The organism is Caballeronia zhejiangensis (assembly GCF_000698575.1).
Taxonomy (GTDB): domain Bacteria; phylum Pseudomonadota; class Gammaproteobacteria; order Burkholderiales; family Burkholderiaceae; genus Caballeronia; species Caballeronia zhejiangensis.
This window is the reverse complement of the sequence record NZ_JFHD01000040.1, coordinates 1-23,096: the sequence shown is the minus strand read 5'-3', so window position 1 is coordinate 23,096 and position 23,096 is coordinate 1. Positions and strand designations below refer to the sequence as shown.

The 23,096-nt window shown below is 61.2% G+C and carries 47 protein-coding genes; 5 read left to right on the top strand and 42 right to left on the bottom strand.

The genetic code is table 11. The features are described from left to right. Positions 1-7: 7 nt before the first annotated feature. The 42 genes from BG60_RS30625 to BG60_RS36460 all read right to left on the bottom strand — a co-directional run bounded on the left by BG60_RS30625 (position 8) and on the right by BG60_RS36460 (position 19,623). Positions 8-433: a hypothetical protein gene (locus tag BG60_RS30625; protein WP_034473860.1), complete on the bottom strand. Its 426-nt coding sequence runs from the start codon at positions 431-433 to the stop codon at positions 8-10. Continuing rightward, positions 430-1,995, bottom strand: coding sequence for a terminase large subunit (locus BG60_RS30620; protein WP_034473800.1), 1,566 nt, complete (start codon positions 1,993-1,995; stop codon positions 430-432). The genes BG60_RS30625 and BG60_RS30620 overlap by 4 nt, the downstream gene beginning before the upstream one ends. A 63-nt stretch (positions 1,996-2,058) precedes the next feature. Then, positions 2,059-2,271 carry a hypothetical protein gene (locus tag BG60_RS30615; RefSeq protein WP_034473799.1) on the bottom strand — a complete coding sequence of 71 codons (213 nt, stop codon included), beginning with the start codon at positions 2,269-2,271 and terminating at the stop codon, positions 2,059-2,061. 91 nt (positions 2,272-2,362) lie between these two features. Continuing rightward, on the bottom strand, positions 2,363-2,803 hold the full coding sequence (locus tag BG60_RS30610) for a phiTE_015 family protein (protein ID WP_034473798.1): 441 nt from the start codon (positions 2,801-2,803) through the stop codon (positions 2,363-2,365). Continuing rightward, positions 2,800-3,105: a hypothetical protein gene (locus BG60_RS30605; protein ID WP_034473797.1), complete on the bottom strand. Its 306-nt coding sequence runs from the start codon at positions 3,103-3,105 to the stop codon at positions 2,800-2,802. The genes BG60_RS30610 and BG60_RS30605 overlap by 4 nt, the downstream gene beginning before the upstream one ends. Next, entirely contained in the window at positions 3,102-3,704 is a 603-nt protein-coding gene (locus BG60_RS30600) for a DnaJ-like cysteine-rich domain-containing protein (protein WP_152563244.1), read from the bottom strand. The genes BG60_RS30605 and BG60_RS30600 overlap by 4 nt, the downstream gene beginning before the upstream one ends. Further along, positions 3,701-3,910 (bottom strand): helix-turn-helix domain-containing protein, encoded by a 210-nt coding sequence (locus tag BG60_RS30595; protein WP_034473795.1) that lies wholly within the window; start codon positions 3,908-3,910, stop codon positions 3,701-3,703. The genes BG60_RS30600 and BG60_RS30595 overlap by 4 nt, the downstream gene beginning before the upstream one ends. Further along, positions 3,907-4,056 carry a hypothetical protein gene (locus BG60_RS38840; protein ID WP_160172922.1) on the bottom strand — a complete coding sequence of 50 codons (150 nt, stop codon included), beginning with the start codon at positions 4,054-4,056 and terminating at the stop codon, positions 3,907-3,909. Before BG60_RS38840 ends, BG60_RS30595 begins: the two co-directional genes overlap by 4 nt. 82 nt (positions 4,057-4,138) lie before the next feature. Continuing rightward, a complete protein-coding gene (locus tag BG60_RS30590; RefSeq protein WP_034473794.1) occupies positions 4,139-4,399 on the bottom strand; it encodes a hypothetical protein in 261 nt (86 codons plus the stop codon). A gap of 14 nt (positions 4,400-4,413) precedes the next feature. After that, positions 4,414-4,593, bottom strand: coding sequence for a hypothetical protein (locus tag BG60_RS30585; protein WP_034473793.1), 180 nt, complete (start codon positions 4,591-4,593; stop codon positions 4,414-4,416). Continuing rightward, positions 4,590-5,030 carry a hypothetical protein gene (locus tag BG60_RS30580; protein WP_034473792.1) on the bottom strand — a complete coding sequence of 147 codons (441 nt, stop codon included), beginning with the start codon at positions 5,028-5,030 and terminating at the stop codon, positions 4,590-4,592. The genes BG60_RS30585 and BG60_RS30580 overlap by 4 nt, the downstream gene beginning before the upstream one ends. Then, positions 5,027-5,863 (bottom strand): hypothetical protein, encoded by an 837-nt coding sequence (locus tag BG60_RS36480; protein WP_051996732.1) that lies wholly within the window; start codon positions 5,861-5,863, stop codon positions 5,027-5,029. Before BG60_RS36480 ends, BG60_RS30580 begins: the two co-directional genes overlap by 4 nt. A gap of 3 nt (positions 5,864-5,866) precedes the next feature. Further along, complete coding sequence (locus BG60_RS30570; RefSeq protein ID WP_034473790.1) at positions 5,867-6,166, bottom strand: hypothetical protein; 300 nt, start codon at positions 6,164-6,166, stop codon at positions 5,867-5,869. After that, entirely contained in the window at positions 6,163-6,405 is a 243-nt protein-coding gene (locus tag BG60_RS30565) for a hypothetical protein (RefSeq protein ID WP_034473789.1), read from the bottom strand. Before BG60_RS30565 ends, BG60_RS30570 begins: the two co-directional genes overlap by 4 nt. A gap of 26 nt (positions 6,406-6,431) precedes the next feature. Further along, complete coding sequence (locus tag BG60_RS30560) at positions 6,432-6,617, bottom strand: hypothetical protein (RefSeq protein WP_034473787.1); 186 nt, start codon at positions 6,615-6,617, stop codon at positions 6,432-6,434. A gap of 547 nt (positions 6,618-7,164) precedes the next feature. Next, on the bottom strand, positions 7,165-7,749 hold the full coding sequence (locus tag BG60_RS30550; protein WP_051996729.1) for a terminase small subunit: 585 nt from the start codon (positions 7,747-7,749) through the stop codon (positions 7,165-7,167). A gap of 3 nt (positions 7,750-7,752) precedes the next feature. Beyond that, the gene (locus BG60_RS38835; protein WP_160172921.1) at positions 7,753-7,926 is read right to left on the bottom strand and encodes a hypothetical protein; all 174 of its coding nucleotides are present in this window, start codon (positions 7,924-7,926) and stop codon (positions 7,753-7,755) included. Beyond that, positions 7,916-8,809, bottom strand: a complete 894-nt coding sequence (locus BG60_RS36475; RefSeq protein WP_051996727.1) for a class I SAM-dependent methyltransferase — start codon at positions 8,807-8,809, stop codon at positions 7,916-7,918. Before BG60_RS36475 ends, BG60_RS38835 begins: the two co-directional genes overlap by 11 nt. Further along, positions 8,806-8,994, bottom strand: a complete 189-nt coding sequence (locus tag BG60_RS30540) for a hypothetical protein (protein WP_034473786.1) — start codon at positions 8,992-8,994, stop codon at positions 8,806-8,808. Before BG60_RS30540 ends, BG60_RS36475 begins: the two co-directional genes overlap by 4 nt. Beyond that, on the bottom strand, positions 8,991-9,263 hold the full coding sequence (locus BG60_RS30535) for a hypothetical protein (protein WP_034473785.1): 273 nt from the start codon (positions 9,261-9,263) through the stop codon (positions 8,991-8,993). Before BG60_RS30535 ends, BG60_RS30540 begins: the two co-directional genes overlap by 4 nt. Then, on the bottom strand, positions 9,260-9,481 hold the full coding sequence (locus tag BG60_RS30530) for a hypothetical protein (protein ID WP_034473783.1): 222 nt from the start codon (positions 9,479-9,481) through the stop codon (positions 9,260-9,262). Before BG60_RS30530 ends, BG60_RS30535 begins: the two co-directional genes overlap by 4 nt. Beyond that, entirely contained in the window at positions 9,478-9,825 is a 348-nt protein-coding gene (locus tag BG60_RS30525) for a phage protein NinX family protein (protein ID WP_034473782.1), read from the bottom strand. The genes BG60_RS30530 and BG60_RS30525 overlap by 4 nt, the downstream gene beginning before the upstream one ends. Further along, a complete protein-coding gene (locus BG60_RS30520) occupies positions 9,822-10,106 on the bottom strand; it encodes a hypothetical protein (RefSeq protein WP_051996725.1) in 285 nt (94 codons plus the stop codon). The genes BG60_RS30525 and BG60_RS30520 overlap by 4 nt, the downstream gene beginning before the upstream one ends. After that, positions 10,103-10,345, bottom strand: coding sequence for a hypothetical protein (locus tag BG60_RS30515; RefSeq protein ID WP_034473781.1), 243 nt, complete (start codon positions 10,343-10,345; stop codon positions 10,103-10,105). The genes BG60_RS30520 and BG60_RS30515 overlap by 4 nt, the downstream gene beginning before the upstream one ends. Positions 10,346-10,352: 7 nt before the next feature. Continuing rightward, positions 10,353-10,541, bottom strand: a complete 189-nt coding sequence (locus BG60_RS30510; RefSeq protein WP_034473779.1) for a hypothetical protein — start codon at positions 10,539-10,541, stop codon at positions 10,353-10,355. Then, positions 10,519-10,788, bottom strand: a complete 270-nt coding sequence (locus BG60_RS30505) for a hypothetical protein (RefSeq protein WP_034473777.1) — start codon at positions 10,786-10,788, stop codon at positions 10,519-10,521. Before BG60_RS30505 ends, BG60_RS30510 begins: the two co-directional genes overlap by 23 nt. Next, positions 10,785-11,318, bottom strand: a complete 534-nt coding sequence (locus tag BG60_RS30500; protein ID WP_034473774.1) for a hypothetical protein — start codon at positions 11,316-11,318, stop codon at positions 10,785-10,787. Before BG60_RS30500 ends, BG60_RS30505 begins: the two co-directional genes overlap by 4 nt. Further along, the gene (locus tag BG60_RS30495; RefSeq protein WP_152563243.1) at positions 11,311-11,493 is read right to left on the bottom strand and encodes a hypothetical protein; all 183 of its coding nucleotides are present in this window, start codon (positions 11,491-11,493) and stop codon (positions 11,311-11,313) included. The genes BG60_RS30500 and BG60_RS30495 overlap by 8 nt, the downstream gene beginning before the upstream one ends. A 38-nt stretch (positions 11,494-11,531) precedes the next feature. Continuing rightward, positions 11,532-11,825 (bottom strand): hypothetical protein, encoded by a 294-nt coding sequence (locus tag BG60_RS30490; RefSeq protein ID WP_034473772.1) that lies wholly within the window; start codon positions 11,823-11,825, stop codon positions 11,532-11,534. 189 nt (positions 11,826-12,014) lie between these two features. Continuing rightward, complete coding sequence (locus tag BG60_RS30485) at positions 12,015-12,188, bottom strand: hypothetical protein (RefSeq protein ID WP_160172920.1); 174 nt, start codon at positions 12,186-12,188, stop codon at positions 12,015-12,017. A gap of 26 nt (positions 12,189-12,214) precedes the next feature. Then, entirely contained in the window at positions 12,215-13,192 is a 978-nt protein-coding gene (locus BG60_RS30480) for a phosphoadenosine phosphosulfate reductase domain-containing protein (RefSeq protein WP_174447758.1), read from the bottom strand. Continuing rightward, entirely contained in the window at positions 13,189-13,854 is a 666-nt protein-coding gene (locus BG60_RS30475) for a DUF6475 domain-containing protein (protein ID WP_081851904.1), read from the bottom strand. The genes BG60_RS30480 and BG60_RS30475 overlap by 4 nt, the downstream gene beginning before the upstream one ends. Then, positions 13,841-14,251 carry a hypothetical protein gene (locus BG60_RS39365; RefSeq protein ID WP_051996721.1) on the bottom strand — a complete coding sequence of 137 codons (411 nt, stop codon included), beginning with the start codon at positions 14,249-14,251 and terminating at the stop codon, positions 13,841-13,843. Before BG60_RS39365 ends, BG60_RS30475 begins: the two co-directional genes overlap by 14 nt. A gap of 496 nt (positions 14,252-14,747) precedes the next feature. Then, entirely contained in the window at positions 14,748-15,797 is a 1,050-nt protein-coding gene (locus tag BG60_RS30465) for a DNA cytosine methyltransferase (RefSeq protein ID WP_063936117.1), read from the bottom strand. 40 nt (positions 15,798-15,837) lie between these two features. Beyond that, on the bottom strand, positions 15,838-16,218 hold the full coding sequence (locus tag BG60_RS30460; protein ID WP_152563242.1) for a hypothetical protein: 381 nt from the start codon (positions 16,216-16,218) through the stop codon (positions 15,838-15,840). Next, on the bottom strand, positions 16,203-16,721 hold the full coding sequence (locus tag BG60_RS38410; RefSeq protein WP_152563241.1) for a GIY-YIG nuclease family protein: 519 nt from the start codon (positions 16,719-16,721) through the stop codon (positions 16,203-16,205). The genes BG60_RS30460 and BG60_RS38410 overlap by 16 nt, the downstream gene beginning before the upstream one ends. A 316-nt stretch (positions 16,722-17,037) precedes the next feature. After that, complete coding sequence (locus BG60_RS30450) at positions 17,038-17,526, bottom strand: hypothetical protein (RefSeq protein ID WP_051996716.1); 489 nt, start codon at positions 17,524-17,526, stop codon at positions 17,038-17,040. After that, positions 17,523-17,969, bottom strand: a complete 447-nt coding sequence (locus BG60_RS30445) for a nuclease domain-containing protein (protein ID WP_241484911.1) — start codon at positions 17,967-17,969, stop codon at positions 17,523-17,525. Before BG60_RS30445 ends, BG60_RS30450 begins: the two co-directional genes overlap by 4 nt. A gap of 17 nt (positions 17,970-17,986) precedes the next feature. Beyond that, the gene (locus tag BG60_RS30440; protein ID WP_034473764.1) at positions 17,987-18,325 is read right to left on the bottom strand and encodes a hypothetical protein; all 339 of its coding nucleotides are present in this window, start codon (positions 18,323-18,325) and stop codon (positions 17,987-17,989) included. Continuing rightward, complete coding sequence (locus BG60_RS30435) at positions 18,315-18,590, bottom strand: hypothetical protein (RefSeq protein WP_034473762.1); 276 nt, start codon at positions 18,588-18,590, stop codon at positions 18,315-18,317. Before BG60_RS30435 ends, BG60_RS30440 begins: the two co-directional genes overlap by 11 nt. Before the next feature lie 12 nt (positions 18,591-18,602). Then, positions 18,603-19,073 (bottom strand): single-stranded DNA-binding protein, encoded by a 471-nt coding sequence (locus BG60_RS30430; RefSeq protein WP_034473846.1) that lies wholly within the window; start codon positions 19,071-19,073, stop codon positions 18,603-18,605. Positions 19,074-19,263: 190 nt separating this feature from the next. Further along, entirely contained in the window at positions 19,264-19,623 is a 360-nt protein-coding gene (locus BG60_RS36460) for a helix-turn-helix domain-containing protein (RefSeq protein WP_051996712.1), read from the bottom strand. 147 nt (positions 19,624-19,770) lie between these two features. On the opposite strand from BG60_RS36460, the gene BG60_RS30420 reads away from it, so the two are divergent. The 5 genes from BG60_RS30420 to BG60_RS30400 form a co-directional block, all read left to right on the top strand. Beyond that, a complete protein-coding gene (locus BG60_RS30420; protein ID WP_034473760.1) occupies positions 19,771-20,355 on the top strand; it encodes a helix-turn-helix domain-containing protein in 585 nt (194 codons plus the stop codon). A 147-nt stretch (positions 20,356-20,502) separates the two neighbouring features. Continuing rightward, complete coding sequence (locus BG60_RS30415) at positions 20,503-21,498, top strand: YqaJ viral recombinase family nuclease (protein ID WP_034473842.1); 996 nt, start codon at positions 20,503-20,505, stop codon at positions 21,496-21,498. A gap of 66 nt (positions 21,499-21,564) precedes the next feature. Continuing rightward, positions 21,565-22,578: a recombinase RecT gene (locus BG60_RS30410; RefSeq protein ID WP_051996710.1), complete on the top strand. Its 1,014-nt coding sequence runs from the start codon at positions 21,565-21,567 to the stop codon at positions 22,576-22,578. Then, positions 22,575-22,784, top strand: coding sequence for a helix-turn-helix transcriptional regulator (locus BG60_RS30405; RefSeq protein ID WP_034473758.1), 210 nt, complete (start codon positions 22,575-22,577; stop codon positions 22,782-22,784). The genes BG60_RS30410 and BG60_RS30405 overlap by 4 nt, the downstream gene beginning before the upstream one ends. Positions 22,785-22,793: 9 nt before the next feature. Next, positions 22,794-23,096 (top strand): hypothetical protein (locus BG60_RS30400; protein WP_034473757.1); only part of this gene is annotated, 303 nt, incomplete at its 3' end.

The following is a 23,096-nucleotide window of genomic DNA, read 5'->3' as shown; positions in this document are numbered from 1 at the left end:
CTTGGGCTTACAGACGGGCCTGCTGATGGTCGATGAACTCGATCTTGCGGCGCCCTTCGCCAGTGTCGACGTGCGCCTCGCCCACAACGACGGCTTCAGTCGGCTCCGGCGGCATTTCGATCAGGTCTTGCAGGTGGTCATGGATGAGGTTCGCGAGCTTGTGCGTCGCGGTCAGCCCCGGCTCCATTCCCATTTCGCGCAAGAAATGGTCCGAAATTCGGACCAGATAACGCGCGTCATTGTATTTGAAAGCGCTCGATAGTGCGATACAGCACGGTTTCGCACCAATGCGCCGGAATCGCGGCAGGATGACCAAGCACGGCTCGGTGTCGCCGTCCGTCGAGTTGCACCACGTTCCGTACAGGGTGAATTCGCCGCTGTGCTTGACGAAGCGATTGCGGGTCAGGTCAAGGAATGGTCGGTTTTCGCTCATGCTGTTCTCCAGTTGCCTTTCTTGCGTTTCCATCCGCCAGATTGACCCGGCGGGCTGTATTCGTATTTGATTGCGAACTGCTGGAATGCGTCGGCCGCTTCCGAATGGATGTCGTGTCGCGGCGTGTCCGACCACGTTGCCAGTCGGGTATTCCACTCCTTGCGATAGCTCTCAAGGTGCGCGAGGCCGAGCCCGCACGCCTCTTCGTCGAACCAGCAGGTGTTGAAAATGTCTCGCGCAGCCTGAATGCTGAATTGCTTCTCCGGAATGCGCTGCAGCACTTCGACGCGCTTGCGGCCGAGCCTTTCGAGCGATTGCGCCGGCGTCATGGCGCTGTCTTCGTCCTCTGCCATGCGCTCATGGCCGGCGTCGTGCGGAAGATAGTCGGTGCCATAGACGTAGCCGAGCTTGTCGAGCTCGCGCACGAAGTAGGAGTACGTCTCGTCCCACCCTTCGATGAAGCCGATGAATCGATGCTGCAGGCCGATGCGTTGCATAAGCCATATCGCCGTGCCATCGCTCTTGCCGATGTCCCAAAAGGTGTCGACCGGCACGCCTTGAACGTGCGGAACCTTCGTGATGCGCCCGGCTTTGCGGGCCGCGACGAATTGCTTGGTGAAGTAGCAGCCTTCCGTCGACTTCTGGAACGCTTCGGTCGGCGTGGACGGGTATTCCTGCCACATCCGTTCTTCGTTGTTCGGGAAGTCGGCGTTGCGCGTGCCGACATACCAAGCGCGCTGCTCGGGCGTGAGCGTGCGGCCGATCTGCGACTCAATCTTCTCGAAGTACTCGATGTCGCGCGGCGTCATCGGCACGCCGGCCGGATCCATCACATACTCGTCCTGGCCCCACCACGGAAAGAAGTGGAAGCGATAGTCGCGCTTGCTCAGGACTTTCTTCGCCTGCTGCTGCTTCTCGGCGACTTGGCACAGGTCGAAGAACTCGCCTTCGCGCCCTTCTGCCGTGCTCTCAATGACCAGAATGCCGTTGATCGGGACGGCGGGAATAGAACCTGTCATGACTTCCTTCGCCTTGTCAGGGTATTTCGCGGCGATCTTGCCGAACTCAGAAACGTGCAGGCGGTGAATGGTGCCGCCGCGCACGGACGTCGCGACGCGCATCGACGAGTTGTTGTGCGCGAACACGATCTCGCTTTTGTTGCAGCTTGTGAGCGGCATCGCCTCGCGCAGCACATCGGGCAGGTTGTCGTAGGCGAACTTCACCTTGTCGCGGAACAGGGATTCCGCCGTCTCGCGGTCCTGCGCGATGATGCCGCACCGGCTGTTCGGGTTGAACAGCGCGTGATCCAGCCACATGATCGCGATGAGCGTCGTAAAGCCCAACTGGCGGGCCTTGAGGATCAGATTGCGGTGCCATAGCCGTTTGATAAGGCGCTGCTGCGCCCTGTTCGGCTTGAAAGGGACGACAAGGCCCGGATCGTTCGGATCGTCGCTGCCCTTCGTGATGATCTTGTAGAGCTTGCCAGAACAAAGCCTCCACATGGGATCTGCGAGCTTCGTGCGCAGATCCTCAAGGGAGGCGTTGTCGGCGACTGCGTTCATTCGGATGTCATGCGGTTTGGCGTTGTCGCAATGATACTGTGCCGCACCAAACCGCACGAAATGCTATCCGGCTTTCCTGAGTTGCGCGGCGGGCTCGCGCACGATGATGATGTTGCCGGGCAGTTGCAGCTTTACTTGCCCTTCCGTTGCATTCGCGATCACCTGGGCGATGTCGCCGTACAGGTCGCGCTGTAGCTGCGCGGTCATGCGTTTGGCGTGCGAGGCGCGCTTGATGGACTCGATTGCGCGTTCGACGTCGAACTTTTCGTGAATCAATCCTTTTCCTTTGGCTTGTCGGGCTTCGGCTCGGGGAGTGGCGTGGCGTATGCGCGCGCCATGACGTTTAAGAATATCCACAGCCTGATGTTCAAGAACATGATGACGGCTCCGCTTGAGCAATGGCCGCGTCGATGCGGGCGAACAATTCGACGGGCATGTTGATGGTCATGTGCCGCACCGGATACGGCACTTTGCGCTTCAGATGGTTCGGGTTGTAGCGCTTTAGCTTGGCGATGTCGCCGAGCACAGCGAGCGGATCTTGCAACCGTTCTTCGTCGGCACATTCGCACTCGACGATGTTCGGCGCGTATCCGTCCGACTCGCGCCCGCTGTGGCCGTCCTGATAGCGGCCGTAGCCGTTGCAGATCGTGCAGAGCTTTGGCTTTGCGGCATTGAGCGCGACGCGCGACGCCTGCCATGCGTCCCATGCCTCCGACGTAGAGAGGAACGCATACTCGCCTTCGCCATAGCGCGCGAGGTTGAACTTCCGTTCCCCCGCCCACTTCTCAAACTGTTCGCGCTCGGTCATGCCTGCCTCGCCTTCGGATATCCGTTCTCGCGGTCGCGCGACTCCATGTATTCCATCAGCTTGGACGTCACCTGCTCGGCGATCATCTTCGCAAGGAGTTCGCGGTCCACCTTGATTTCATGCACATAGCGCGCTTCGGACACGGCGTTGCCGCCGGACAGATACGCCGCGACCGGCTCGCTGCACACGTCGACCGGCCTCATTTTGCTGACAACGGCATCAGACAGCCTGACCGCGTACGCTGCGCTCTTCTGGCTGTAGTTGTCGAAGTCCAGCGTGATACGAAGTGTTGCGCCGGTCATGCCTTCTTCTCCTTGCTTGCCGCGAGCACAGCGCGCTCAACGGCCTTATCGCGCTTCGGAAGCGCAGCCCATGCAACGAATGCTTCGCCGAGCTCGCCGCGCCAGTTCCCAATGATCGCGATGCCGCCGATGGTCAGCAGCAGCGTCTTGGGTCCGCCGCCGTGCTTGGGCTTCTCGTAGTGCCACACAGACGCGGGCGCTGTCACGGTTTCCCGCAAAGACTCACCTTCGGTCGTGCGCGCGTCGTCCTCGATGGCGGCCTGCGCCGCGCGGTGTAACTCCACTTCGAGCTTGAGCGTTCGCACGGCGTCGATCAGGCGCTTGTCGATTGCCGCTCTTGCGCCGGGACCGAAAGGAATCGACTTCTCGTCTGTCAGTTCGACCCACACGGCCGCGAGCGTGCGGCTCAGGCTGCGGATGACGGCCAAATCCTCCGGATCACTGACGCGCATGCGGGGCTGGCCAACGGTGTCGAGAACGGTTCCGCGGCCGTTGCATCGTGCGCAGGTGACGTCGGGCGGCTCCGGCAGGACAGCAGCCTTTGCATAGACGCCCGCGCCACTGCACTCCGGACAAGCAATTGATGCCGAGTAGCTCACGCCGTCTCTCCCTGTGTGATGTCGCCAAGCGCCGGAACGCCGATCTTGTCGGCGACAGCGCACAAATACGCAGCAGGACCGCTCACAGCATTGCGACCCGCCTCCCAATTCTTGATCGTGATAAGCGCCACGCCGAGCGCATCCGCCGCCTGAACCTGCGTCAGCCGATGCTTCTCGCGCCACGCCTTGAGTTGATCTGCTGTCATCCGAGATACGCCGCGAGAGTTGCAAGGAAGCCGACGACGAACAGCGCACCGCCGACAGCGCCGATGACTGCGCCGAGCACGTTGACGCGTTCGAGTTCGTCGAGCGTGTGATGGTGAACGATGCCTGCGAGGCCACGTACGTTCATCGATTTCTCCGAAAAATGCCCGCGATGGGCGGGCGGACTTGGTTATAAGGAGTTAGCGGATTGCTATGCCGCTGTCATGCGCCTAGTGGGCGAGGCTTCCTCGGCCGATCGGCTTGAAGCAGCAGACACACACGGCGGTTCCGGTGTCGATCTCATGCTGGATAGAGCGTGCGGTGCGGCGATACAGGCTCGCGTTGTACTTGGCGACGGAGGCGTGCGTGATGCCGAGCGCAGCGGCGCGGTCCTGCTCGTCTGCAAGTGCATTCCACTGCGCGATGGCGCTCTGCTTCTCTTCGAGCGAAGCGGGCGGGTGCGGGATGGTTTCATCGTTGTTCGTGGGCATGGCGTGCTCCTTGGTTATGCGGTTGTGACATTGACGCGTTCGGCGTCGATCGCGGACTTCAGGCCAATGACTGCGGCAGTGCATGCGCCGCGTGCGTCACCGCGCGCCTCGGGCGATGCTCCATGCGTGAGTGCTGCGCGTGCGAGTTCCAGCGCATTGAGTGCGCGAATGATGTCGGCGAGAGTGACGGTCACGATTGCTTCTCCTTCTCCTTGGCAATAGCGGCGTCGACGGCCTCGTCCAGATCGGAGTGCACGATAGGCTTGCCAGCCGGAAGCGTCGTAACCCACATATGCGCGGGGCGGTCAAACCCTTCTCCGCGCAGCCACCGATACCGCTCCGCATCCTTCTCCATCCCCGCGATCCGCTCGCGCAGCGCGGCGATCTCGGCGTCTCGTGCGTTCCACGCTGCCTGCATCAGGCCGAGCACGTTGGTGCTCTGATACTTCGATCGCCGTCCGAGGTCATCCAGCGGATACTCACGATCAAACCATTCGTCGAAGTCCGCCTGCCCCTCACTCGCGCCTGCTGCGAACAATTCTGCGAGGCGTTCGGCAAGCGTGTCTTGATGCACATAACCGCCGCAGTCTTTGTGCTCTTGAATCAATTCGAAGAAGTCGTCTTTGGTCATTTCTGCTCCTTTGCGCGCTCGGCCCATCGCACGGCCTTCGTGAAGCTCTTGAGATTGCAGGGGCAATACGGGTTGTCAGTGCTGAACGTCTGACGCCATCCGGCCTCGATCTGCGCGTCCGTCAGCGGCTTATCACTCGCCCCCGCCGCATCGGCTACCGAATCAGAGTCGGCTGGCGTTACGACGGCGTTGCAACTTGCGAGCGCGCCTTGAATGGCTTCCCGGATACCCGGCCCATCGTTAGCGAGTCGAGCCACCTCTTCGGTGAATTCCTCGGTCAGCCCGTCGAAGGGCAAGGGCTTCGCATCGGCTACCGAAGGCGCGGGAGCGGCGGCGATCGAGATCGGCGAGTAGACAATGTCGCGCGCACGTTGAATTACGCTGTCAGTCAAGCCGCCGTCTTCATGCTCAAGAATCATCGCAGCGATGACTTCACGAGCATTGAATAAATCTGCTGCTACCCTCTGTGTTTCGCTAACACCGAATTTCGAGCAGCGATCTGGCTCACCATTGGCTTCGGCGAAACAGACCCCCGACTCATCGCAACCTACGCCCATATCGCACGGCTTCGCCCCCGCTGTGTCGGCGATGCTCGCGCGCGTTGCGGTGCGGCGGTCGCGGATGAAGCGATGCACGATCGGCTCAAGCGGCCATGCAACGGTGTAGTGCTCCGGCGCGTCGAGGCGGTCGAACACGCATTGCCACTGGCCGTTCTTGGTCTTGATCTGAAGCACCTGATACTCGCCGCGCGCCGGCCGATGTTCGATGCCCTTCTCGTCGAGCCATGCCTTGAAGGCGTCGAGCTTCGACTTGTGGAGTAGGTTCTTGCTCATGGTTCAGGCTCCTGCCTTTGCGAGCGCGGCGTGCGCGGCTTCGATCAACGGCGCGAACTGCTCGGCGCTGGCGCTGCTGGCTTGGCAGTCAAGCTCGACGGCTTTCGTCAGCGCGGCGAGCGCGTCGGCCAACTCGGGCGCGGAGATCATCAGCGCGGCCAACTTCTCCAGCGTCGGGTCCGCCTCGCGCGTCTGCGGCTTGTTGGTGTAGACGCGCGCGAAACCGTCGTCGCACACTCCGTTTGCGTTCTGCACAGCGATCCAGCCGCCGAACTTGGTCGTTTTAACGAAAGCGAGTTTCATCGTGCGCCACTCCGATTCGCCAGATCGATCTGCGCGCGAATGGTACGAGCGATCAGTTCCACGGAAGCCTCGTCGAAGTTGTCCGCCTCCAATTCTTCAGAGAACAACCGAATCGCGACGTCGAGCGCCTTGCCTTCGGCCACATGCAGATCGACGATGCGGCGGCCGTGATACACCTTCTGCGCGAACAGGGTTTGCGCCTTCACGGATGCGTTGATGATGTTGATTTTCTTAGCCATTTCCTTGCTCCCGACCGGTTTCAGTTTCAGTGCTTGATTATGCCGAGGCCGAACACGACGCCCGCGACGAACAGGGCAATGCCTTCGGTGCTGAATGCCGTTGCGACCGTGCGAATGACCCATGCTTCGATGCGTGCGCGAACGCCGGTGTTGACGTGGCGCAGGTCTTGATTGCGCAGGCTGGCGTTCAGATCCTTGATGCTGCGTTTCATGGTGGTCTCCAACTTGGTTAGGTGGTTCTATATTAGAACCATACTTTCGATTATGCAACCATCATGCGCAATTTTTTTTGCGCGCCCCTGCCTCGCCCGCGACGCTCTCGATCGTCGGCGTTGTCTTGGTGCGTGCCGGGATAGACGTGGAACGGGTTCACGCACGAAGGCGTATCGCACGTATGGCAGCCGAGCATGTCATCGTCCATTGGCACTCCGCGCAGCCCATAGCTGTAGCGGTGCGCTAGCGTCGCGCGCGTGCTTTCGAGGAAGAATCGCCCATAGCCTGCGGTGTCCTTCGTTGCCTGCCATATCCAGCAGCCGTTATCCTGTATCACGACCTTCTCGATGAATCGCGCGAACGGATCTCGGCGCGGCTTGGTCGCCTTCTTTCGTCTCGGCGTGAAATACGGATGCGCCATACTTCGATTCCTTTAAGACCGACCGGTCTGCTTTTAGGACCGATTCGGACAAAAAAAGAGGAACGGCCTTTAGCCGCCCCTCATGATGGTTTGCTGATGCGCCCGCGTGGACCGAAATTACAACGTCATGCGTCCGTCTCGGGCTCGCCAGTGCCGACCGGCGCGAATGCCGTGCCGCTCACCTGCTGCAAGAACAGGGTCAGCGGGTTCTCCGCGTCGCCCTTCAGCTTCACGCTGTCCTGATTCCAGCCCATGACGCGACACAGACTGTCGAGCGCGGCCTTCTTGTCCGTCCACTTCACTTTCTTCGTGTGGACGGGCACGAACTCGATTTCGCCGCCGGGCCCGCCTTCCGCGACTTGCTGCTCAACGACCTCGAACGCGGCGAGCGCGGCGGCCGTGTCCTCGTCGAGCTCCGTCACCTTCTTGAGCGTGCCGTCGTCGTTGAAGAACTTGCGCGGATCCGAGAACGCCAGCTTCGCGTATTCCGCGATGACGCGATCGCGCGTGACTTCGGCTTTCGCAGCCATGCGCGCGCGTCGCGCATTCAATCCCGCGATGACCAGCGGATGATCCAGCAGGCGGCTCGCCGTTACCTTGGCTGATGCTTTCGCATAGCCCGCGCGCTCGGCGGCCGCCTTGCCGCAGAAGTCGACCATGTATTCGTCGATGAATAGCTCTTGCTTCGGGCTGAGTTTGTCGGCGCTCATGATTTAGCTGACGCGAGTTGCGTTGAGGATGTTGAGATAGATTTCGTGCGCGCGCTCGCGCTCGGGTCCGACCGGGCATTCGCAGAAGTAGGCGTAGGCCGCTTTCTCTGCGGCGAGGCGCGCATCGAGCAACGTGCGCTTCAGTTCTTCGAGGCTCGGCTTTTCGTCAGTGGCCACAGGGTAATGCTCCTTCTTCGTTGGTGTGTGCGCCGCACGACAGGCATACGCGCGTCTCGGGCCCGGTGCCGATGTGCATCAACGTCGCGCTGCACAAATCGTTCTGGAGTTTCTGCGCGGCGACATTATCGGGCGATGCAATCAGCGCTCGAAGCGCGACGTCGCCCATGTGCTTACCGATCTCTCGGCGTGCGCCGTTCATCATGTCGTTGTCGATCTTGGTCAGGCGCCACGCGCCGTACGTCACGCCCGCGAGGATGTGATCGGCGTGCTCGGGCATCAGCGCGCGGAAGTGCGCGTCGTCGCCGCCGAACTGCAGCGTCTTGGCCATGAACCCTGCTTCGTAAGCGAGATCGCGGAACGCACGCACGGTCAGAGCGCGCGCGCCAAGATCGCGCTCGAATTGCGAGTTGTCTCCGTACAGGCGCAGGAAGTCCGTAACAAGGAGAGCGCCGCCGGGCTTCAGCACGCGCGCGGCCTCTTTCAGCGCCGGGCCTGCGTCCATGTTCGAGAGCGCGCTATTCATCAGCGCATAGTCGAACGACTCGGGCGGGAGTGGCATGGCGTGCGCGTCGCATTGGACGAGATCGAAGCCGTCGCCGGTCGGACAGTACGAGAGTTGAACCGGGCTGATATTGACGAGCGTGAACCGGAGATCCGGCCGCGCTTCGTGCGCGAGGCGCGCGACTTCGCCGATGCCGCATCCGATATCGACGATCGACGCGCCTTCGGCCGGCGCAAGCCAGTCCATCAGGCGCGCGACGTGATCGCGATCGTCCGCTGCGTAGCGGTGCGTTTGAAGGATCCGCTCGACGTTCGCGACGATGTGCGGCGTCACTGCTTCGACGGCTGCGAGATTGAATGGTGGCGGGTTGATGCTCATGCGCCACGCCCCTTCGTCAAAACGCGCCACGTATCTGCGTACTGGTAGCGGATTTCCTCGACGATCTCTCTTCGATACTGAACGACCGCCACGATGGGAAGCCAAATCGGCATGAGGACAAGAGTCAGCAGTGCTGCGACGCGCAACTGCACCGGATGTTTCATCCAATATTTTCTGATACTCATGCGTGCCCGTCCCTCTTGAGTTTTGCTACGACTTCGCGTGCGTACTGAGCGCGCAGGATTGCGAGTTGATCGAATACGATGCGGCGGCCGTTGTCGTTTCGCAGGTATTCAGGCGTCCAACCGCGCGCGGCCAGAACGTGCTCGACCGTGACCGGAGCATGCGCCGCGATGTACGCGTGGACCGTCATGCCGGGGAATGCCGACGCGCAGAGCGCGGTCAACTGATCGACGAGTGATGATTCGATGGTCTGTTCTTCGACGGTGCTCATGCTTTCACTTTCTCCATTGCTTCATGCAGCGCGATTGCAGCCTTCATCTGCTTGGCGTCGACGCGCATGCGCAACTCAACATCCACGCCGAGCATGTCGCTGAAAACCTGCGCGAGCGCGTTCGATGCCGCGTGGATCTCGGGCAGGCCAGCGTCGTTGCGCTTGACGAGCGCTTGCGTCGCTTCCAGCAGCCGACGCTTGTTCGCGATGGCGCTCATTCTTCTGGAACCTCTTCTCCAAACTTCGATGTCACGAATGCGCGCATTGCCGCGACAAGCGGCGTCGCGCCCCTGACGACAGGCTTTGCCGACAGCACTCCATCGGCGAGCCTGAGCGCGAACCACGTTTCAGCAAGCACGCCGACCGTAACGCCGATCTTCTCGCGCTCGATGATCGGGCCGCCTACCGCCCAATCCGTCGACGCAGATTCGCCGAACTTGCCGCCGATCGCGCAGCTAGCGTCATCGTCCCAATATGCGTCGCCAAGCTTGCGAACGTTGCGCCCCTGCGCCTTTGCGACCCACATGTCCAGCAGATCGCCCGTCAGTTCAGATACTTTCACGATGCCTCCCGCGCGCGGAGCATGGCGTCGGCGTACTTGTACGCGCGGTTCGCATCGGCTTCATCGAATTGCGCGTTGCGGTTCGGGCCGTCCGTCTGGATGATCGCCTGCAGCGCCTTCGCCGCGAAGTAGTCGCGCAGGGTCATGCCTTCGTGATTTTTGGTCACAACCGCGACCGGGAAGCTCGGGCCGTTGTGCACGAACGGACCATATGCGTGTGCCGGCGCCTGCGTAGTTTCTTGGCTCGGAAACGCCGGGCCGCCGTCTTTTCTCGCGCTCATACCGGGCATTCCTCCGCGATGCCGCGCCAACGATCGCCAGCCGGCGCGTACATCAGCGCAGGCATGCCGGGCGCGCAGTGCTCGTTCGGGACGTCCGCGCCATAGCGCCAGCCTCCTTCCGCCGTCCAGGCGAGCATGCGAATCGTCGGGCCGTTCGCCTCCGCGCGCTCGCACTCGTATTCGCCTTCGTGTACCGGCGCGATGTCCGCCGGGAACCACGGTGTTTTCTTCGATTTCATGCGGTCCTCAATGGGTCTGAAATGCGGCTGCGTCGAATTGACCGAGCCTGATTTTGCGAATCAACTCATCACGCTCGGCAAAGCCCATGCGCTTCCACATGCAGCAATGCACGGCGTCCTCGATGTCGTCGTGGCCGTCATTGCAAAGCGGGCAGCGATTGAATTCGAGCGGACTAGCAGGCGATGGCGTGCGCACCCTCGCACGCCATCGCCTGCTCCATCGTGTCGAATGTGTCGTCGCATTCGGGGCACACGAACACTTCATCGACCGCTGGAGCGCAACAGCTTTCGGCGGCCCATTCGTGCTTGTGCGTTGCCTGACAACTCGGGCACTTGTAGCGCCGGTAGGCATCGATCTGCTCTTGCGTGAATCTCGGCCTCTTCGAAAATGCCTGCTGAAGCGGCTTTCCTTCCGGCTCGACGGGAATGGTCGACTGGCTCACGCTGCCTCCTTCAGAACGTCATTCACCGCGTCAACCGCCCACCGCTGATCGTTCTTTTCCGCCGCGACAAGAACCGCCTCGCGCAGCTCACCGTATGTCGCGACTTCCATCTGACAGTCGTATGCGGCCATGCCCTTGCCGACGGCCTTCAATCCGTCGCCGTCGAGCACCCATCGACCGGTGCCGGCCTTGCCGTCGCGCCCGATTGCGCGATGCTGCAGGCGTTCGAGCGCCTTGAGCGCTTCGTCGATCTCCGGCTTGAACTCTGCGCCGATGCCGATGCGCGCGAACTCTTCCGCGATCAGCATGGCGGCCGCCACGTCCTTGAACGCGTCATGCCCGCCGACGAGTCGCAGCGTTGCGAACGCGCCGTGATACGCGAGCGCGAGACGCTTCAGATCGTCATGGGTCATTTCGCGCGCTTCAGATTCGCGGATCAGTCTTTTGACGAACGCGGTTTCCTTGGCCTCGATGCGGCGCTGCATCTTGCGCGGGTCGTACTTCTTGCGCGGCGGTTTCGACTTAGCCATTGCGCGCTCCCAACTTCTTGGCCTTGCGGGCGCGCTTCGCTTCTGCCTTCGCGATCGCGTCGCGGTCTGCATCCGTGAGTCGGCGAGTTGCCGGGCGCTTGCGCGCGGGCGCGGCGTGCGTCGGTGCCGATGATGACTGCGGCGCTTGGCTCGCGCCGATCGCCAGCGCGGCCATGATCGCCGCTTTTGCTCCTGTGAAGAACTTGCGCACGGTCAGACGCCTCCAGACAGTGCGATGTCAATCTCGACTTCGGCCGCGCGGCCGGAGAGATCCTTGTCGCGAATCTTCAGCACGACGTCCGCAACCGCGTTCACGGCGCGTTCGTACGCGGCCGACAGCACGACGGCGGGCCGCGCGTTGCGGATCTCGTCCATCGCCAGTTCCTTCTGCTTGTCCGTCATGCGCGCGAGAACCGCATCGAGATCGATGATCTCTGCGGCGCGCTCTTTGGCTGCTTCACGCGCGGCGTCGTCGCGCTCCTGCTGGTCAGGTGATGAATAGGTCATTTCTCTGTCTCGGGACGAAAGGGGAAAAACTTCTGAAACAAGACTGCAAACACGACCGCCGCGGCGAGCACGCCGAACAGCGAACCCAACCAAAACCCCGTCAGGAATTCCATAGCGGTCTTAATTTCTGTCTGATGGTTTGATTTTGCGACCACGGCGGCCGCATGTCAAGTTGATATTTCGATTCCGTTACCGTTTCGCGCGCAATTCCGCGCGGCGCTCGATCTCTGCTGGTGCCAGCGGATCGAAGAATTCGCACGCGTTTTCGTCGAACGGCGCATCAAGCCATTTGCGCCACGGCTTCGTGTACATCGATCGCGCGTATCGGCACATGGTCCCGATGGTTTCGATCGGCGCTTTCATCGCGCCCTTGCAGTGGCCACAGCAGTTCATTCGCAGAGGCCGTAGATCGACGTACAGAGCGGACCGGTTTCCTGCTCGCCCTGAACGCGGAAGATGTCGTACTGGCGGCCGCCACGCGACGTCTTGGCCCATTCGATCGCCTGCCATACGCCGTGGCGCTCCAGCGAGATCTCCGCGCTGTCGGATGTCGCCTGCGGGCCGGAAAGCCGCGCGGTCGCGAAGAACGTCGCCATATCGCGCTTGCTGGCCTCGCCGACGATCTTCTCCCACTCCATCACGCGATCGATTTCCTCCGGGAAGCGCAGGCCGATTTCGAGCAGTTCGTCCTTGCGCGCATGGATGCAGGGCATACAGCCGACGCGACCCATGCCTTGTCGATACAGCGGGTTCGGCTCGATGCCGTGCTTGCGGTGCATCGCGAAAACGTCATCGACGGTCCAATCGAGAATCGGACGGAAGTTCCACAGTTCAGCACCAGACTCGTTGTCGACCTCCTTGCACTCGCGCTCCGGCAGGTTGCGGCGGTTTTCCGACTCGTCACGCCGCACGCCCTGCCACGAAACGACGTCATCGCCGGCCTCAAGCAACGGACGCTGCACCTGCGCGATGATCGGATTGCGCTTCAACTCTTCCGAACAGAATCGCGCTTTCGTCGATGGGAAGCGACCCTTCCAGATGCACAGGTCGAGAAACGGATTTCCGGTCGGCTTCATAACGTCCAGCGCGCGCAGAACCTTCTCTTCGGGGATGCCCTGCTCGCGCCACTTCGTTGCTATGAACTCGGCCTTCGCGGCGATCTGGCGCGAGAAGTCGGCCTTGATGCGGCGGATCGGGAAAACCTTGTCGTTCAGGTATTCGATGTACTCGTAGGTCTGTGCGTGCTCATGGCCGGTGTCCGCAAAGACGGCCTGAAGGTTTTCGGTGCAGCGCTCCATCGCCAACAGCAGAAGTGCCGTCGAGTCTTTGCCGCCCGACACGGAAACGATGTTGTGTTCGATGCTCATACGTCCTTCCGGCCTTCGATTTTTTTCATAGTTTTCTGCGCCAGCATTGCCGTGCTCGCACCGCTCGTCACGCGCAGGCTTGCGTTGCCGCTCGCGAGCGCGCGCACCTGCTCGCACTTCTGCGGATCACCGATCAGAACCGGCGGCGCAATGGCCTGCCGCTGCTCGCCGTTGTGCGCTTCGGCCGCGCCGATCAGATACGATGGGTAATCGTGGCCAACGCCGCCGGTAATCAGCGCGCCTTGGTAGCGCCGCTGGAACTCGATGCCGCGAAACTTGAGATCCTCCATCGTTCCGGTCAGCGCCAGCTTCGACCAACCGCCCATGTCGTCGATCACGCGATGGATGATCGGATCGTCGAACACGACAGACGGGTAATGCCCGACCATGCGCACGGCTTTCTCGACGAGCGTCCAGGCGCGCAGCGAGCGCACGCCGGATCCGCCCTGCAGGTGCGCGACGACATCGGCCGGCTTCGGGAAGAACCTGCCGCTATCGGCGTCGCGCACATGGCGCGTCAGCGCGACGCGGACATCCTCGATCGTGTACGGCTCGAGCGCGGCGAACCAGACTTCGAGCGCATTCGCCGAAAATTCCTTGCTGTAAATCGAAAACGTGTCGGCCAGCACTTCGCCGAGCTCGCGCATGTCATTCGGGCGCATAGGTCAAATCCTCGATATCGATCGTGAAAGGGTCATCCGGCGGGCCGTAGCTGCCGACGTTCGCGCCAGCAGCGCGCGCTTCCATGCGGCGCACGGCTTCGTCGACGGCGCTGCGGTTGTTCTGCTCGATTGCTTCGGCCTTGTTCGCCGGGCCGCGCACCGGAGCCTTCGCGCCCGCGACGCGCATTTGCGCAGCTTCGGCGGCCCAACGCTTCACGATCGCGACCACGTAGCCGAGCGAGAGCGCTTCGTTGCTGCCCGCCTTCGCGACCTTAGCCGCTTCGCACGCGGCCGCCATCGTGTCGGCAGTCACGCCCTGATCCGCAAGCTCCTGCAATCGCGGATCGCTCGGGTTGCACATCACGCCGAACTTGCGCAGCGCGATGGACAAATCCACAGCGCGCGTCGGCGCTGCGATCGGGCCATCTACGTTTGAAGCACTAGGAGCGGTGTTAGAACCCTTGGTTTTATCTTCTTCTCTTCTCTTCTCTTCTCTGGACCGCTTTTTGTCCGCATCGGATGCGGACATATCGCCGACATCCTGCGGACGGGCTTCCGCTTTGCGAGCCTCCCGCTTGCGGTCAGTCTCTTGCGCGCGACGCTTCGCCGACGCGCCGTTATGGGCGTCAAACCTAGGCATGACAAGGGTTTCGTCGGCATCGACGTCAAGCCAGCCGACCTTAACCATCGCACCAGCGAAGCCGGGCCAGCCGATGACGCAATCCATCGCGTCGGCGGTGTATCCGTCGAGGCATCCGTCCTCAGAATGCGCGTCGAATACACTCCAGACCGCATGTAGTCCGCCAATTACGCGAAACTTGTCCGCACGCAATGCGGACATCATGCGGACAACTTTCGGATGCGATTGCAGATCCATGCGCATCTTGATCCAATCACCGGCCATGACGTGACTCCTTCATTGCTTCGTCTGCCGCTTGGATGAATTCGAACGCAGCTTCCGCGTTGACCGCGTTACCGTAGGCGCGCAGGCGCACCACTCGGGAGGGAGCCCCATCAACCAGCGGGAATGTGCCGGGTTCAACTGGCCTGAACTTTCCGTCTCGGCATCCGAGCCAGTCAGCATCACGCCAGAAGCCGTTAGTCGGGCCGGCCCCGTTATCGCCGCAGCCATCGACAGGTCTTGCGGCGAACCCTTCCGCTCGATTTCCCGCGTCGCCCCGTCCAGCGTCCGAACATTCTTCTCGCCGTCCGCCACCCGTGGAGTCGGCCATCCCGCGAACGTCGCGACGTGATTCAGGCTCACCGCTACCTTCCGGCCGTCGGGCGTCTTTCCCGTCACGCTCAAGCCCTCGAACGACTGCGATCCCTTGCTGTTGCCGACTGTTGGCGTCGGCCATCCGGCCAACCACGCCACGCGCCCGAGTAGCGAGTTCAGTGGTACGTTCGCGCACTCCGCGCCGTCCTTCCAGTCGCGCGTTGTCGGCGTCGGCCATCCAGTAGAGCCGATCTCTGATGTGCGGAGCGCCGACGCCCGCAGACGGGAACGGGACCGCCCCGACCCGGTATCCCACGCCTTCCAAGTCAGTTTGTACAAGGTCGATCCAAGGTTCCGCATCCTTGCTTGCAACCTGCTCTCCAAAGACGATTGCAGGGCGGCACTGGCTAATGAGGTGGAAAAATGCGGGCCAAAGGTGCCGCTCGTCATCAAACCCAGTTCCCGCGCCTGCCGAGCTGAAAGGTTGGCACGGACAGGAACCGGTCCAAACAGGTCTGTCATCACCGAATCCGGCTCGTCGAAGCGCGTAGCTCCAGACGCCGATTCCGGCGAAGAAGTGGCATTGCGTATATCCGCGCAGGTCGCTAGGTCTGACATCCTCGATGCTCCGTTCGTCTACATCGCCGGGCGCGATATGCCCGGCCGCAATGAGGTTGCGCAGCCATTGAGCGGCGTGCGGGTCGATCTCGTTGTAATAGGCGCTCACGGCACGATCTCGCACGGTGCCGCACCAATCGATGCTTTATTCATCGCGCGCGCTCCCCCGCCCACTCAAGCTGGACGTACGGATTCACCGGGCCAAGTCGCGCCAGTTCGCGCAGGCGAACGAGCCCGCTATCTCGATCGGTTTCGCCAACAGCCGTGCGGCGCTTCGGCGGCGCAGGATCAGGACCGACCGAATACAGAGCCGCGAACCATGTGAGCCCTTTGCGCTCGCCGCTGATATGCACCAGCCCGCGAGCAAGCGCATCCGCGAGCACGGTGCGCGCGGTCGTGTTCGCCAGCCCGGCCGCCTTCGCGAACTCGGGCGCGCTCATCTTGCCGACCAGAAAGCGCTCGTACTTTTCGAACGTGCGCTTCTGCGGCCCGCCCTTGCGGCGCGGTGCGTCCTTCAGTGCGTCAGGCATGACTCGACAACCTCCGTTTCGCGCGGAAAGACCGGTTGCGCCGACGGCACAATCGCGCGCTCGGCGCCGGGCTCGGCGTTGATGAACGCCTGTCCGGATTCGGTAACGAGGAAATTAAGAGAGCGCAGATCGATCGTCGCAACGAGATCGGTCAAACGCGTGCGGAAGAAGTGTTTCGAGGGGTCGAGGCGAGAGATCGCATAGTCGTCGTGGATCTCGCGCGCAGTAGCGTACATGTCCTCTACTTCGCCGAAGCAGAGCAATTCGAACGGCATGGCGGCCGCGGCTGATCGTGACAATGATCGGGCGGCCGCGGTCGGTGAGCCTGACGTCGCGCCCACAAGAAAAACGCCCGGCATCGCGATGTTACCGAGAACAAAGACGAAGCCGGATTGATTGGTATGGTGCGGTGTCGCACTGTTCGCACGCCCCTCTTGGTCAACGATAGGGTGTGCAACATCCTCGTTTCCGAAGGTGCCGTACTGCAGACTATTTGTTTTCAAGTTTTTGTCTCTTGACCGATTACAGGGAAAGCGCCGGTTCACCGGCATAGCATGCCCTTACGGTGGCTCGCTGGCGGCTGGCTATCGTAAGGCTCGGAAAGCATTGTATGACTAATGCATGAGATCGGTGCGTTTTTCTAACCACATCCGATAAATTTGCTCGGGTAATACTTACCAACTTGACAGGAAATGTTACGAGGATATTACATTTACCCTGTCATCCTTTTGGACAATGGCGCGTTATCGGTCGTTTTTGCCTGCCATTAGACAGGGACAAGTCGCGTCTCGATAATGCGCCGGTTATGAAACAAGACCACTAAAACGAAAAAAATGGAAGCGTCAAGTAAGCAATGATCGCCTCCCGCGCTTCCGTCCAAGACCAGCAGTAATGTACGCGCCAGCCCTGCTCTTCTAGCCTGCGTCCGTACTCTTTCTGTTCCGGCGTCGGCCGGTTGTCGCCATACTTCATTTCGATGCTCAAACCGTGATACCTGCCGCGCGCGACTGGCAGACGGATATCGTGCTCGCCCTTCAGCATTCCACTGGCCTTCGCCTTTCCTGCCTGCGCCTTGGACAGCTTCACGCCGTTCAGGGAGCACGACATCAGTTCGAGCTCGGGATACTTCGCCGTTACCGCCGGGTTGCGCGCCCAGGTGAAAAGCGCCGACTGCTCAAGAAACTCGCGATCGACGCGGCGCGCTTTCGGCTGGCCGGAAGGTGATAGTAGGCGTTTAGTCGGGCGTCCAATTCGGCGAATTGGAGCCGCTTTACCGGCCAATTTGGGTTTCTGTGCGGTAGCGCTCATTCGATCTCCATGAATTCGACGTCCTCGATCTCCGTATAGGCGAGCCCATACAGGCGCGCGCGCGTCGGAGCCCATTCGCCATAGCCGATGCGCCAGCGTCGAACCTTCTCTTCGTAGGTGAACAGCTTCCCTTGATCGTGCTCGGCATGGCATCGCCAGCACGCAGGGATGGTGAACTCGTCGCGCGCCTTGAGTGCGCCGCCCTTGCCGTGCGCGCCTTCGTTGGAGTGCGCCGGCACGACGGTTTCCGCGTCGACCGCGCCGCGACAGATACCGGGATAGACGAGATAGCAGGGTTGCCCGCGACAGGCGTTGAGCATCGCCTTGTTGTGACCGGGCCGCTTCTTCGGTGCCTTCTTCTTGAAGGTCGAGCGCGCGACGCTCTTTTCGGCGGCCGGCTTCTGGCGGAATGGCGTGCGCGCGAGTGGCGTCGAGCGCTTCATTGGCGTTCTGCGGAGCATTAGAGGTTCTTTGCCTCCGCGCGCCGGTTTGCTTCCATCGTGCGCCACACTTCAATCTTCGCTTCGGCTCCGACGAGAAACCAGCGCAAGCGCTCTTCCTCTTCGACGGCCGCGCGCAGCGCGACGAGCAATTCCTGATACTCAGGATGCGCGTACGCGTCGCGCTCCTGCGTGGCGGACACCTTGACGCCGGCTTCTTGCGCGGCCTGCATCAAGAGCGCCTTCTTCGTCTTGCGGAATTGCTCGAGGTAGATCCGCTCCGACTTCGCCTTCGCATAGAGCGGGGCGTATTCGGCGATCGCCTCGAGCGACTTCATCACTTGGGCGTTACCGTCCATTGCGCACCTTCGCCGCGCGCTGACGCTGCCAGTCGGATCCGCACGTCGGATCGTCGGGCGCAGCGCCGTCGGGTGCCGGGCAGAACAGCAAAGCGCCCGCGAGCGCTTCGCCGCAAAACAGGCAATGACCCGTCGGCTTCAGGGTCTTGCCGATCTCTGATCGGATCGCCGCGATCTGCGCCTGCAGCGCGGCCTCTGCGTGAGAATTGCCGCGATCGGCTTCGTCGCCGCGTTCGATCATCAGTTCTTCGCGCTCGTACGTCATTTAGCAGTCCTATTAAAATGGAATGTCATCATCCATATCGTCGAACCCGCCACCGGCCGGAGCCCGTTGCTGCTGTGCCGGCGCGCGCGACTGCTGCTGCGTGCGCGGCGCGGCCTGACGCTGCTGCTGTTGCTGGCGCTGTTGCCCGCCCTGCTGCTGGCCGCCGCCGGAATCGCCCGCGAATTCGATCTGCGCGACGCGGCCGACCAGCTTCGCGCCTTGGCCGCCCTCATTGCGGTCGTAGAACTCAATGTGGACGTCCTCGACGATCGCCATTACCCGCTGACCCTTCAGCAGATATTCGGAGAGCTTCTCCGCGCGCTCGCCCCACAGCGCGGCGTCAAGCCATTGCGTCGGGCGCTTGCCGTCCGCGTCCTTGCGGCCGTAGTTGAACGCCAGCGCCAGATTCGCGACGGGCGTGCCGTCTTGCAGATAGCGCACTTCAGCATCGCGCCCGAGTCGCGCCAGTCCAATCATTCGCATCTTCAAACTCCTAACGTATGGTGCAGTGCTGCACCTATGAAAAACCGCCCGATATGGGCGGTCAGGAAATTGGTGCAGGCGTATCGTGCCTCGCTGCTCCGTCCGCCCTACTGCACCCGCGCGGATAAGTTCCTATGTCCCGCCCATTTAGCCCTGGGCGGCCCCGGCAGAGTCGGAGAGAGGCGGGCGTTCAGTGCGCGGCGTGCTCGAACATGCCTCGCGCCGCGCGCAGTGCCGTTTCAACGTTGCGGCACTGCTCAATCATTACGGGCAGGCGATCCGCTTCTTTCTGGTCGCGCTGCAACTCTCCGAGGCGCACAAGACTTGCTGCGTTCTCAGGCGTAGACGAGTCGACGTCGAGCTTTGCGACGTGGACGAGGAATATAAGGAGGCGATACGGTCGCGGAATCGAACGACCCTTTTCGTACCGGCAACCGCCGCTTTGGGTTAACCCGACCGCCTTCCAAAAATCGGTCTGAGTCAGGCCCAAAGTGTCGCGAAGCCGCGCAGCAGCCTCCCCCGTAATATCTTTTTCTGTCAAAATGACCATGTGATAGTTAAGATGCCATTTGAATTGACAGAGGAATGGTAAGCTTTTAGAACCAGCCGCGCAAGCGAGAACGGAATCCTCTTTGGATTAGCTATCCAGACCACCACCACACTAGAAGAATTAGACAAAAACGGAACAGACAGACCTATGGCCGAGATCAACAAGCGATACTTCGAGACGTTGCTGGCAAACAATCGGATGTCCATGCGGCAACTAGCGGAGAAGATGGGGATGTCCCACTCTCAGTTATCTGTGACCTTCAGTGGGTCCAGGCGCATGCAGATGGAAGAGGCAGTCCAGCTTTCTCAAATATTTGGCGAACCACTAAACAACATCATGGAAGCTGCCGGCGTACCGGTTGGCAAAATTGCTTCCGCCAAAGGCACAGTTGTTGGTGCAGCATTGGGAGACGGGACAGTCCAGCACATAGAAGGCGACGCACCCACCGTTGCTATGGGCGATCTTCCCAATGACGCGATAGCTATTCAATGCAGAACAGCAGACTCCCCTCTAAGTTGGATGGACGGTTGGACAGTCTTTTGTCGCAAACCTGACGGGGTAGATCCAACAAGCATTGGCAGATTCTGCTTTCTCAAAATTAAGGATGGTCCCGCTGCTCTAGCCTCCATCAAAAGAGGGTACATCGACGGAACATTCAATCTTTCCGGCCCCTACTCTGCTCAGAATGTTGATGTGGAGTGGGCCTCCCCTATCTTGATGACTCGAAACTAGCCTTCCCTCGAGTGCGGGGCAGCGCACAAACTGCGGTCATATTTTCGAAAACAGAACCGTTTTTGCGAAATAGCGGTTGCAAAACAAAACCACCGGTCCTAGAATCTTATCAACGTCGCATGAGGCGACGCATTCTAGGGGATGACGATGGAATTGAACCGCGTTGTACTGAAGCCTGCGAACGAAGCCGATTGGCTTGCCATGCGGGAGCAGGATTTGACGTCGACGGAAACCGCCGCGCTGTTTGGCTGTTCGCCGTATCTCACGAAGTATGAGCTTTACCTGAAGAAAAGCGGCCGCCTCGTCGAAGAGTTTCAAGAGACGGAAAGAACAAAGTGGGGGCGCCGCTTGGAATCCGCCATTGCGCACGGCGTCGCGGAGGATCGCGCGCTCGAAGTGCAGCCGTTCAAGGATTACATGCGCATTCCCGAGTTGCGCATGGGCGCGTCTTTCGACTTCATCATCCTGCCCGGCGAAGGCACGAAGCGCGGCCTCATGGAAATCAAGAACGTCGACGGGCTCGCGTTTCGCCGCGGATGGATCGAAGGCGGGGACGATCACGACGACGAAGCGCCGCCGCACATCGAGTTTCAGGTTCAGCACCAGATGGAAGTGGCAGACATCGATTGGTGCCTGATTGTCGCACTCGTCGGCGGAAACACGCCGAAGGTCATCGCACGTCAGCGCGATCGCGAAGTCGGCGCGATGATCCGCGCAGAGATCGCGGCCTTCTGGAAGATGATCGACGACGGCATCGCGCCGGAGCCTGAATTCACGAAAGACGGCGACGCCCTCGCCCGCCTTTACCGCGACAACGACGGATCGACGATCGATCTGTCGGACAATGCGCGCCTGACGGAAGTGTGCCGCGCGTACAAACAAGCCAGTGTCGACGCGAAGGAAGCCGCAACGCGCAAGGATGCCGCGAAGGCTGAACTGCTGACCATCATCGAGCACGCCAAGACGATCGCGGCCGACGGCTTCAAGATCAGCGCCGGCACCAACAAGGCATCGTTCCGCTCGTACGACCGCGCCGCGAGCGAGCGCATCACGATCTCGATCACGAAGATCCCGGCGACGCACATCGAAGCTTCGGTCGCGCCGTTCCGCAACATCCGTGTCACCGAACTCGAGCCCGCTTAAACTCGCGTATCAAACTAAAGCTGGTGCCGCGCATTAGTGCGGCACCGTACCAAAGGAGAGTGCGCAATGTCGCAGCAACCCGTACAAGATGACAATCTTCCGCTCACAGAGGAACAGTGGCAACGCCAGCAACTGGCGAACATCGGTCAATACCTAAAGGTCAAGCGCGGCGAGACGCTTGCCGCCCTGCTGCCGCAGGGTGTGACGGTCGAGCGATTCGCGAGCATCGTGCTCAACGCAGTCATGAAGAATCCAGATCTGCTGACCGCAGACCGCGCGAGCCTGTATTCCGCGTGCCAACTGGCGGCCGCCGATGGCCTGATGCCCGACGGGCGCGAGGCCGTGCTGAACATTTACAACACGAAGCAGAAGGTGAAGGACGGTCGCGGTCGCGAGGTCACTGAATGGGTACCGACGGTGCAGTACATGCCGATGGTGCGCGGCCTGCTCAAGATCATGCGCAACTCTGGCGAAGTCGACAGCATCGACGCGGCCGCGGTGTACGAGCACGATCATTTCCGCTTCGTGCGGGGCGATCATCCGAACATTGAGCATCAGCCGTATATCGGCGACGAAGATCCCGGCAAGATCATTGCAGCGTACGCAATCGTGCGCCTGCGCAATGGCGAGGTTCAGCGCGAAGTGATGCCGCGCCGCGACATCGAAAAGGTGCGCGCGGCATCGAAGTCCGACGGCGCCAACAGTCCGTGGACGAAATGGTACGACCAGATGGCAATCAAGGCCGTGCTGAAGCGTATCGCGAAGTTGCTGCCGAACAGCAACGAAAAGCTTGAACTCGCCTTTCAGAACGACAACGACGCGACCGGCTTCGACTTTTCGGCCGGCCGAAATTCGAGCGAAATCGACGCAATTTCGCCCGGCCAAAATTCGGCGGAAAACGCGCCTATTTCGGCCGCCCCTGCCCTGCCGGACGATCGCGCCGGCCAGCAGAAGCGCTCGCGCTTCGCATCGATCATCGCCGCGAAGCAACAGCAGCCGGCGGCGGCCGCGCCTGCATCGACCGACGAGGACGACGACGCTTTCTATCGCCGCATGGAAAGCGAGGGAGCAACGGTATGAACGATGAACGCCGCCTGACTGAAGAGCAACTAGCCAAACGCTGGCATGTCTCGACGCGCACGCTGCAGATCTGGCGTCGCGAGCGCAAGGGGCCGGCGTTCATCGTGATCGGCAAGCGCACGGTCCTGTACCGCGAAGAGGACGTGCGCAAATACGAAAACGACCACCTTGTAAAAACGACCAATAACCCGCCCGCAAGCGAATAAGGACAAACCATGACCACCGCTACCATTGATCCGCTCGACGTCGCATCCGAAGTTGTCGAAGCACCGAAGCTCGCCGTTACCGAATACGATCCGACGCAAGCGACGCTGCTTGAACTGAAGAAGCTTTTCAAAGGCGTGATCTTCCCGGTGCAGACTGCCGACGGCATGAAGGACGCGAAGGAAGCCGCGAAGAAGCTCACGAAACTGCGTACGTCGCTCGAAACGCTGCGCAAGAAGATTAAGGAACCGGCGCTGCGCCGCTCGCAGGCGATCGACAGCGAAGCAAAGGCGCTGACGGCGGAGATCTTCGCG

What these genes read in the sequence shown, in the direction of transcription:
- BG60_RS30625 (WP_034473860.1), bottom strand. Translation starts at nt 433, where the DNA reads ATGAGCGAAAACCGACCATTCCTTGACCTGACCCGCAATCGCTTCGTC.
- BG60_RS30620 (WP_034473800.1), bottom strand. Translation starts at nt 1,995, where the DNA reads ATGAACGCAGTCGCCGACAACGCCTCCCTTGAGGATCTGCGCACGAAG.
- BG60_RS30610 (WP_034473798.1), bottom strand. Translation starts at nt 2,803, where the DNA reads ATGACCGAGCGCGAACAGTTTGAGAAGTGGGCGGGGGAACGGAAGTTC.
- BG60_RS30605 (WP_034473797.1), bottom strand. Translation starts at nt 3,105, where the DNA reads ATGACCGGCGCAACACTTCGTATCACGCTGGACTTCGACAACTACAGC.
- BG60_RS30595 (WP_034473795.1), bottom strand. Translation starts at nt 3,910, where the DNA reads ATGACAGCAGATCAACTCAAGGCGTGGCGCGAGAAGCATCGGCTGACG.
- BG60_RS38840 (WP_160172922.1), bottom strand. Translation starts at nt 4,056, where the DNA reads ATGAACGTACGTGGCCTCGCAGGCATCGTTCACCATCACACGCTCGAC.
- BG60_RS30590 (WP_034473794.1), bottom strand. Translation starts at nt 4,399, where the DNA reads ATGCCCACGAACAACGATGAAACCATCCCGCACCCGCCCGCTTCGCTC.
- BG60_RS30580 (WP_034473792.1), bottom strand. Translation starts at nt 5,030, where the DNA reads ATGACCAAAGACGACTTCTTCGAATTGATTCAAGAGCACAAAGACTGC.
- BG60_RS36480 (WP_051996732.1), bottom strand. Translation starts at nt 5,863, where the DNA reads ATGAGCAAGAACCTACTCCACAAGTCGAAGCTCGACGCCTTCAAGGCA.
- BG60_RS30570 (WP_034473790.1), bottom strand. Translation starts at nt 6,166, where the DNA reads ATGAAACTCGCTTTCGTTAAAACGACCAAGTTCGGCGGCTGGATCGCT.
- BG60_RS30565 (WP_034473789.1), bottom strand. Translation starts at nt 6,405, where the DNA reads ATGGCTAAGAAAATCAACATCATCAACGCATCCGTGAAGGCGCAAACC.
- BG60_RS30560 (WP_034473787.1), bottom strand. Translation starts at nt 6,617, where the DNA reads ATGAAACGCAGCATCAAGGATCTGAACGCCAGCCTGCGCAATCAAGAC.
- BG60_RS30550 (WP_051996729.1), bottom strand. Translation starts at nt 7,749, where the DNA reads ATGAGCGCCGACAAACTCAGCCCGAAGCAAGAGCTATTCATCGACGAA.
- BG60_RS36475 (WP_051996727.1), bottom strand. Translation starts at nt 8,809, where the DNA reads ATGAGCATCAACCCGCCACCATTCAATCTCGCAGCCGTCGAAGCAGTG.
- BG60_RS30540 (WP_034473786.1), bottom strand. Translation starts at nt 8,994, where the DNA reads ATGAGTATCAGAAAATATTGGATGAAACATCCGGTGCAGTTGCGCGTC.
- BG60_RS30535 (WP_034473785.1), bottom strand. Translation starts at nt 9,263, where the DNA reads ATGAGCACCGTCGAAGAACAGACCATCGAATCATCACTCGTCGATCAG.
- BG60_RS30530 (WP_034473783.1), bottom strand. Translation starts at nt 9,481, where the DNA reads ATGAGCGCCATCGCGAACAAGCGTCGGCTGCTGGAAGCGACGCAAGCG.
- BG60_RS30520 (WP_051996725.1), bottom strand. Translation starts at nt 10,106, where the DNA reads ATGAGCGCGAGAAAAGACGGCGGCCCGGCGTTTCCGAGCCAAGAAACT.
- BG60_RS30515 (WP_034473781.1), bottom strand. Translation starts at nt 10,345, where the DNA reads ATGAAATCGAAGAAAACACCGTGGTTCCCGGCGGACATCGCGCCGGTA.
- BG60_RS30500 (WP_034473774.1), bottom strand. Translation starts at nt 11,318, where the DNA reads ATGGCTAAGTCGAAACCGCCGCGCAAGAAGTACGACCCGCGCAAGATG.
- BG60_RS30495 (WP_152563243.1), bottom strand. Translation starts at nt 11,493, where the DNA reads ATGGCCGCGCTGGCGATCGGCGCGAGCCAAGCGCCGCAGTCATCATCG.
- BG60_RS30490 (WP_034473772.1), bottom strand. Translation starts at nt 11,825, where the DNA reads ATGACCTATTCATCACCTGACCAGCAGGAGCGCGACGACGCCGCGCGT.
- BG60_RS30485 (WP_160172920.1), bottom strand. Translation starts at nt 12,188, where the DNA reads ATGAAAGCGCCGATCGAAACCATCGGGACCATGTGCCGATACGCGCGA.
- BG60_RS30480 (WP_174447758.1), bottom strand. Translation starts at nt 13,192, where the DNA reads ATGAGCATCGAACACAACATCGTTTCCGTGTCGGGCGGCAAAGACTCG.
- BG60_RS30475 (WP_081851904.1), bottom strand. Translation starts at nt 13,854, where the DNA reads ATGCGCCCGAATGACATGCGCGAGCTCGGCGAAGTGCTGGCCGACACG.
- BG60_RS30460 (WP_152563242.1), bottom strand. Translation starts at nt 16,218, where the DNA reads ATGCCTGACGCACTGAAGGACGCACCGCGCCGCAAGGGCGGGCCGCAG.
- BG60_RS30450 (WP_051996716.1), bottom strand. Translation starts at nt 17,526, where the DNA reads ATGAGCGCTACCGCACAGAAACCCAAATTGGCCGGTAAAGCGGCTCCA.
- BG60_RS30445 (WP_241484911.1), bottom strand. Translation starts at nt 17,969, where the DNA reads ATGAAGCGCTCGACGCCACTCGCGCGCACGCCATTCCGCCAGAAGCCG.
- BG60_RS30440 (WP_034473764.1), bottom strand. Translation starts at nt 18,325, where the DNA reads ATGGACGGTAACGCCCAAGTGATGAAGTCGCTCGAGGCGATCGCCGAA.
- BG60_RS30435 (WP_034473762.1), bottom strand. Translation starts at nt 18,590, where the DNA reads ATGACGTACGAGCGCGAAGAACTGATGATCGAACGCGGCGACGAAGCC.
- BG60_RS30430 (WP_034473846.1), bottom strand. Translation starts at nt 19,073, where the DNA reads ATGCGAATGATTGGACTGGCGCGACTCGGGCGCGATGCTGAAGTGCGC.
- BG60_RS36460 (WP_051996712.1), bottom strand. Translation starts at nt 19,623, where the DNA reads ATGGTCATTTTGACAGAAAAAGATATTACGGGGGAGGCTGCTGCGCGG.
- BG60_RS30420 (WP_034473760.1), top strand. Translation starts at nt 19,771, where the DNA reads ATGGCCGAGATCAACAAGCGATACTTCGAGACGTTGCTGGCAAACAAT.
- BG60_RS30415 (WP_034473842.1), top strand. Translation starts at nt 20,503, where the DNA reads ATGGAATTGAACCGCGTTGTACTGAAGCCTGCGAACGAAGCCGATTGG.
- BG60_RS30410 (WP_051996710.1), top strand. Translation starts at nt 21,565, where the DNA reads ATGTCGCAGCAACCCGTACAAGATGACAATCTTCCGCTCACAGAGGAA.
- BG60_RS30405 (WP_034473758.1), top strand. Translation starts at nt 22,575, where the DNA reads ATGAACGATGAACGCCGCCTGACTGAAGAGCAACTAGCCAAACGCTGG.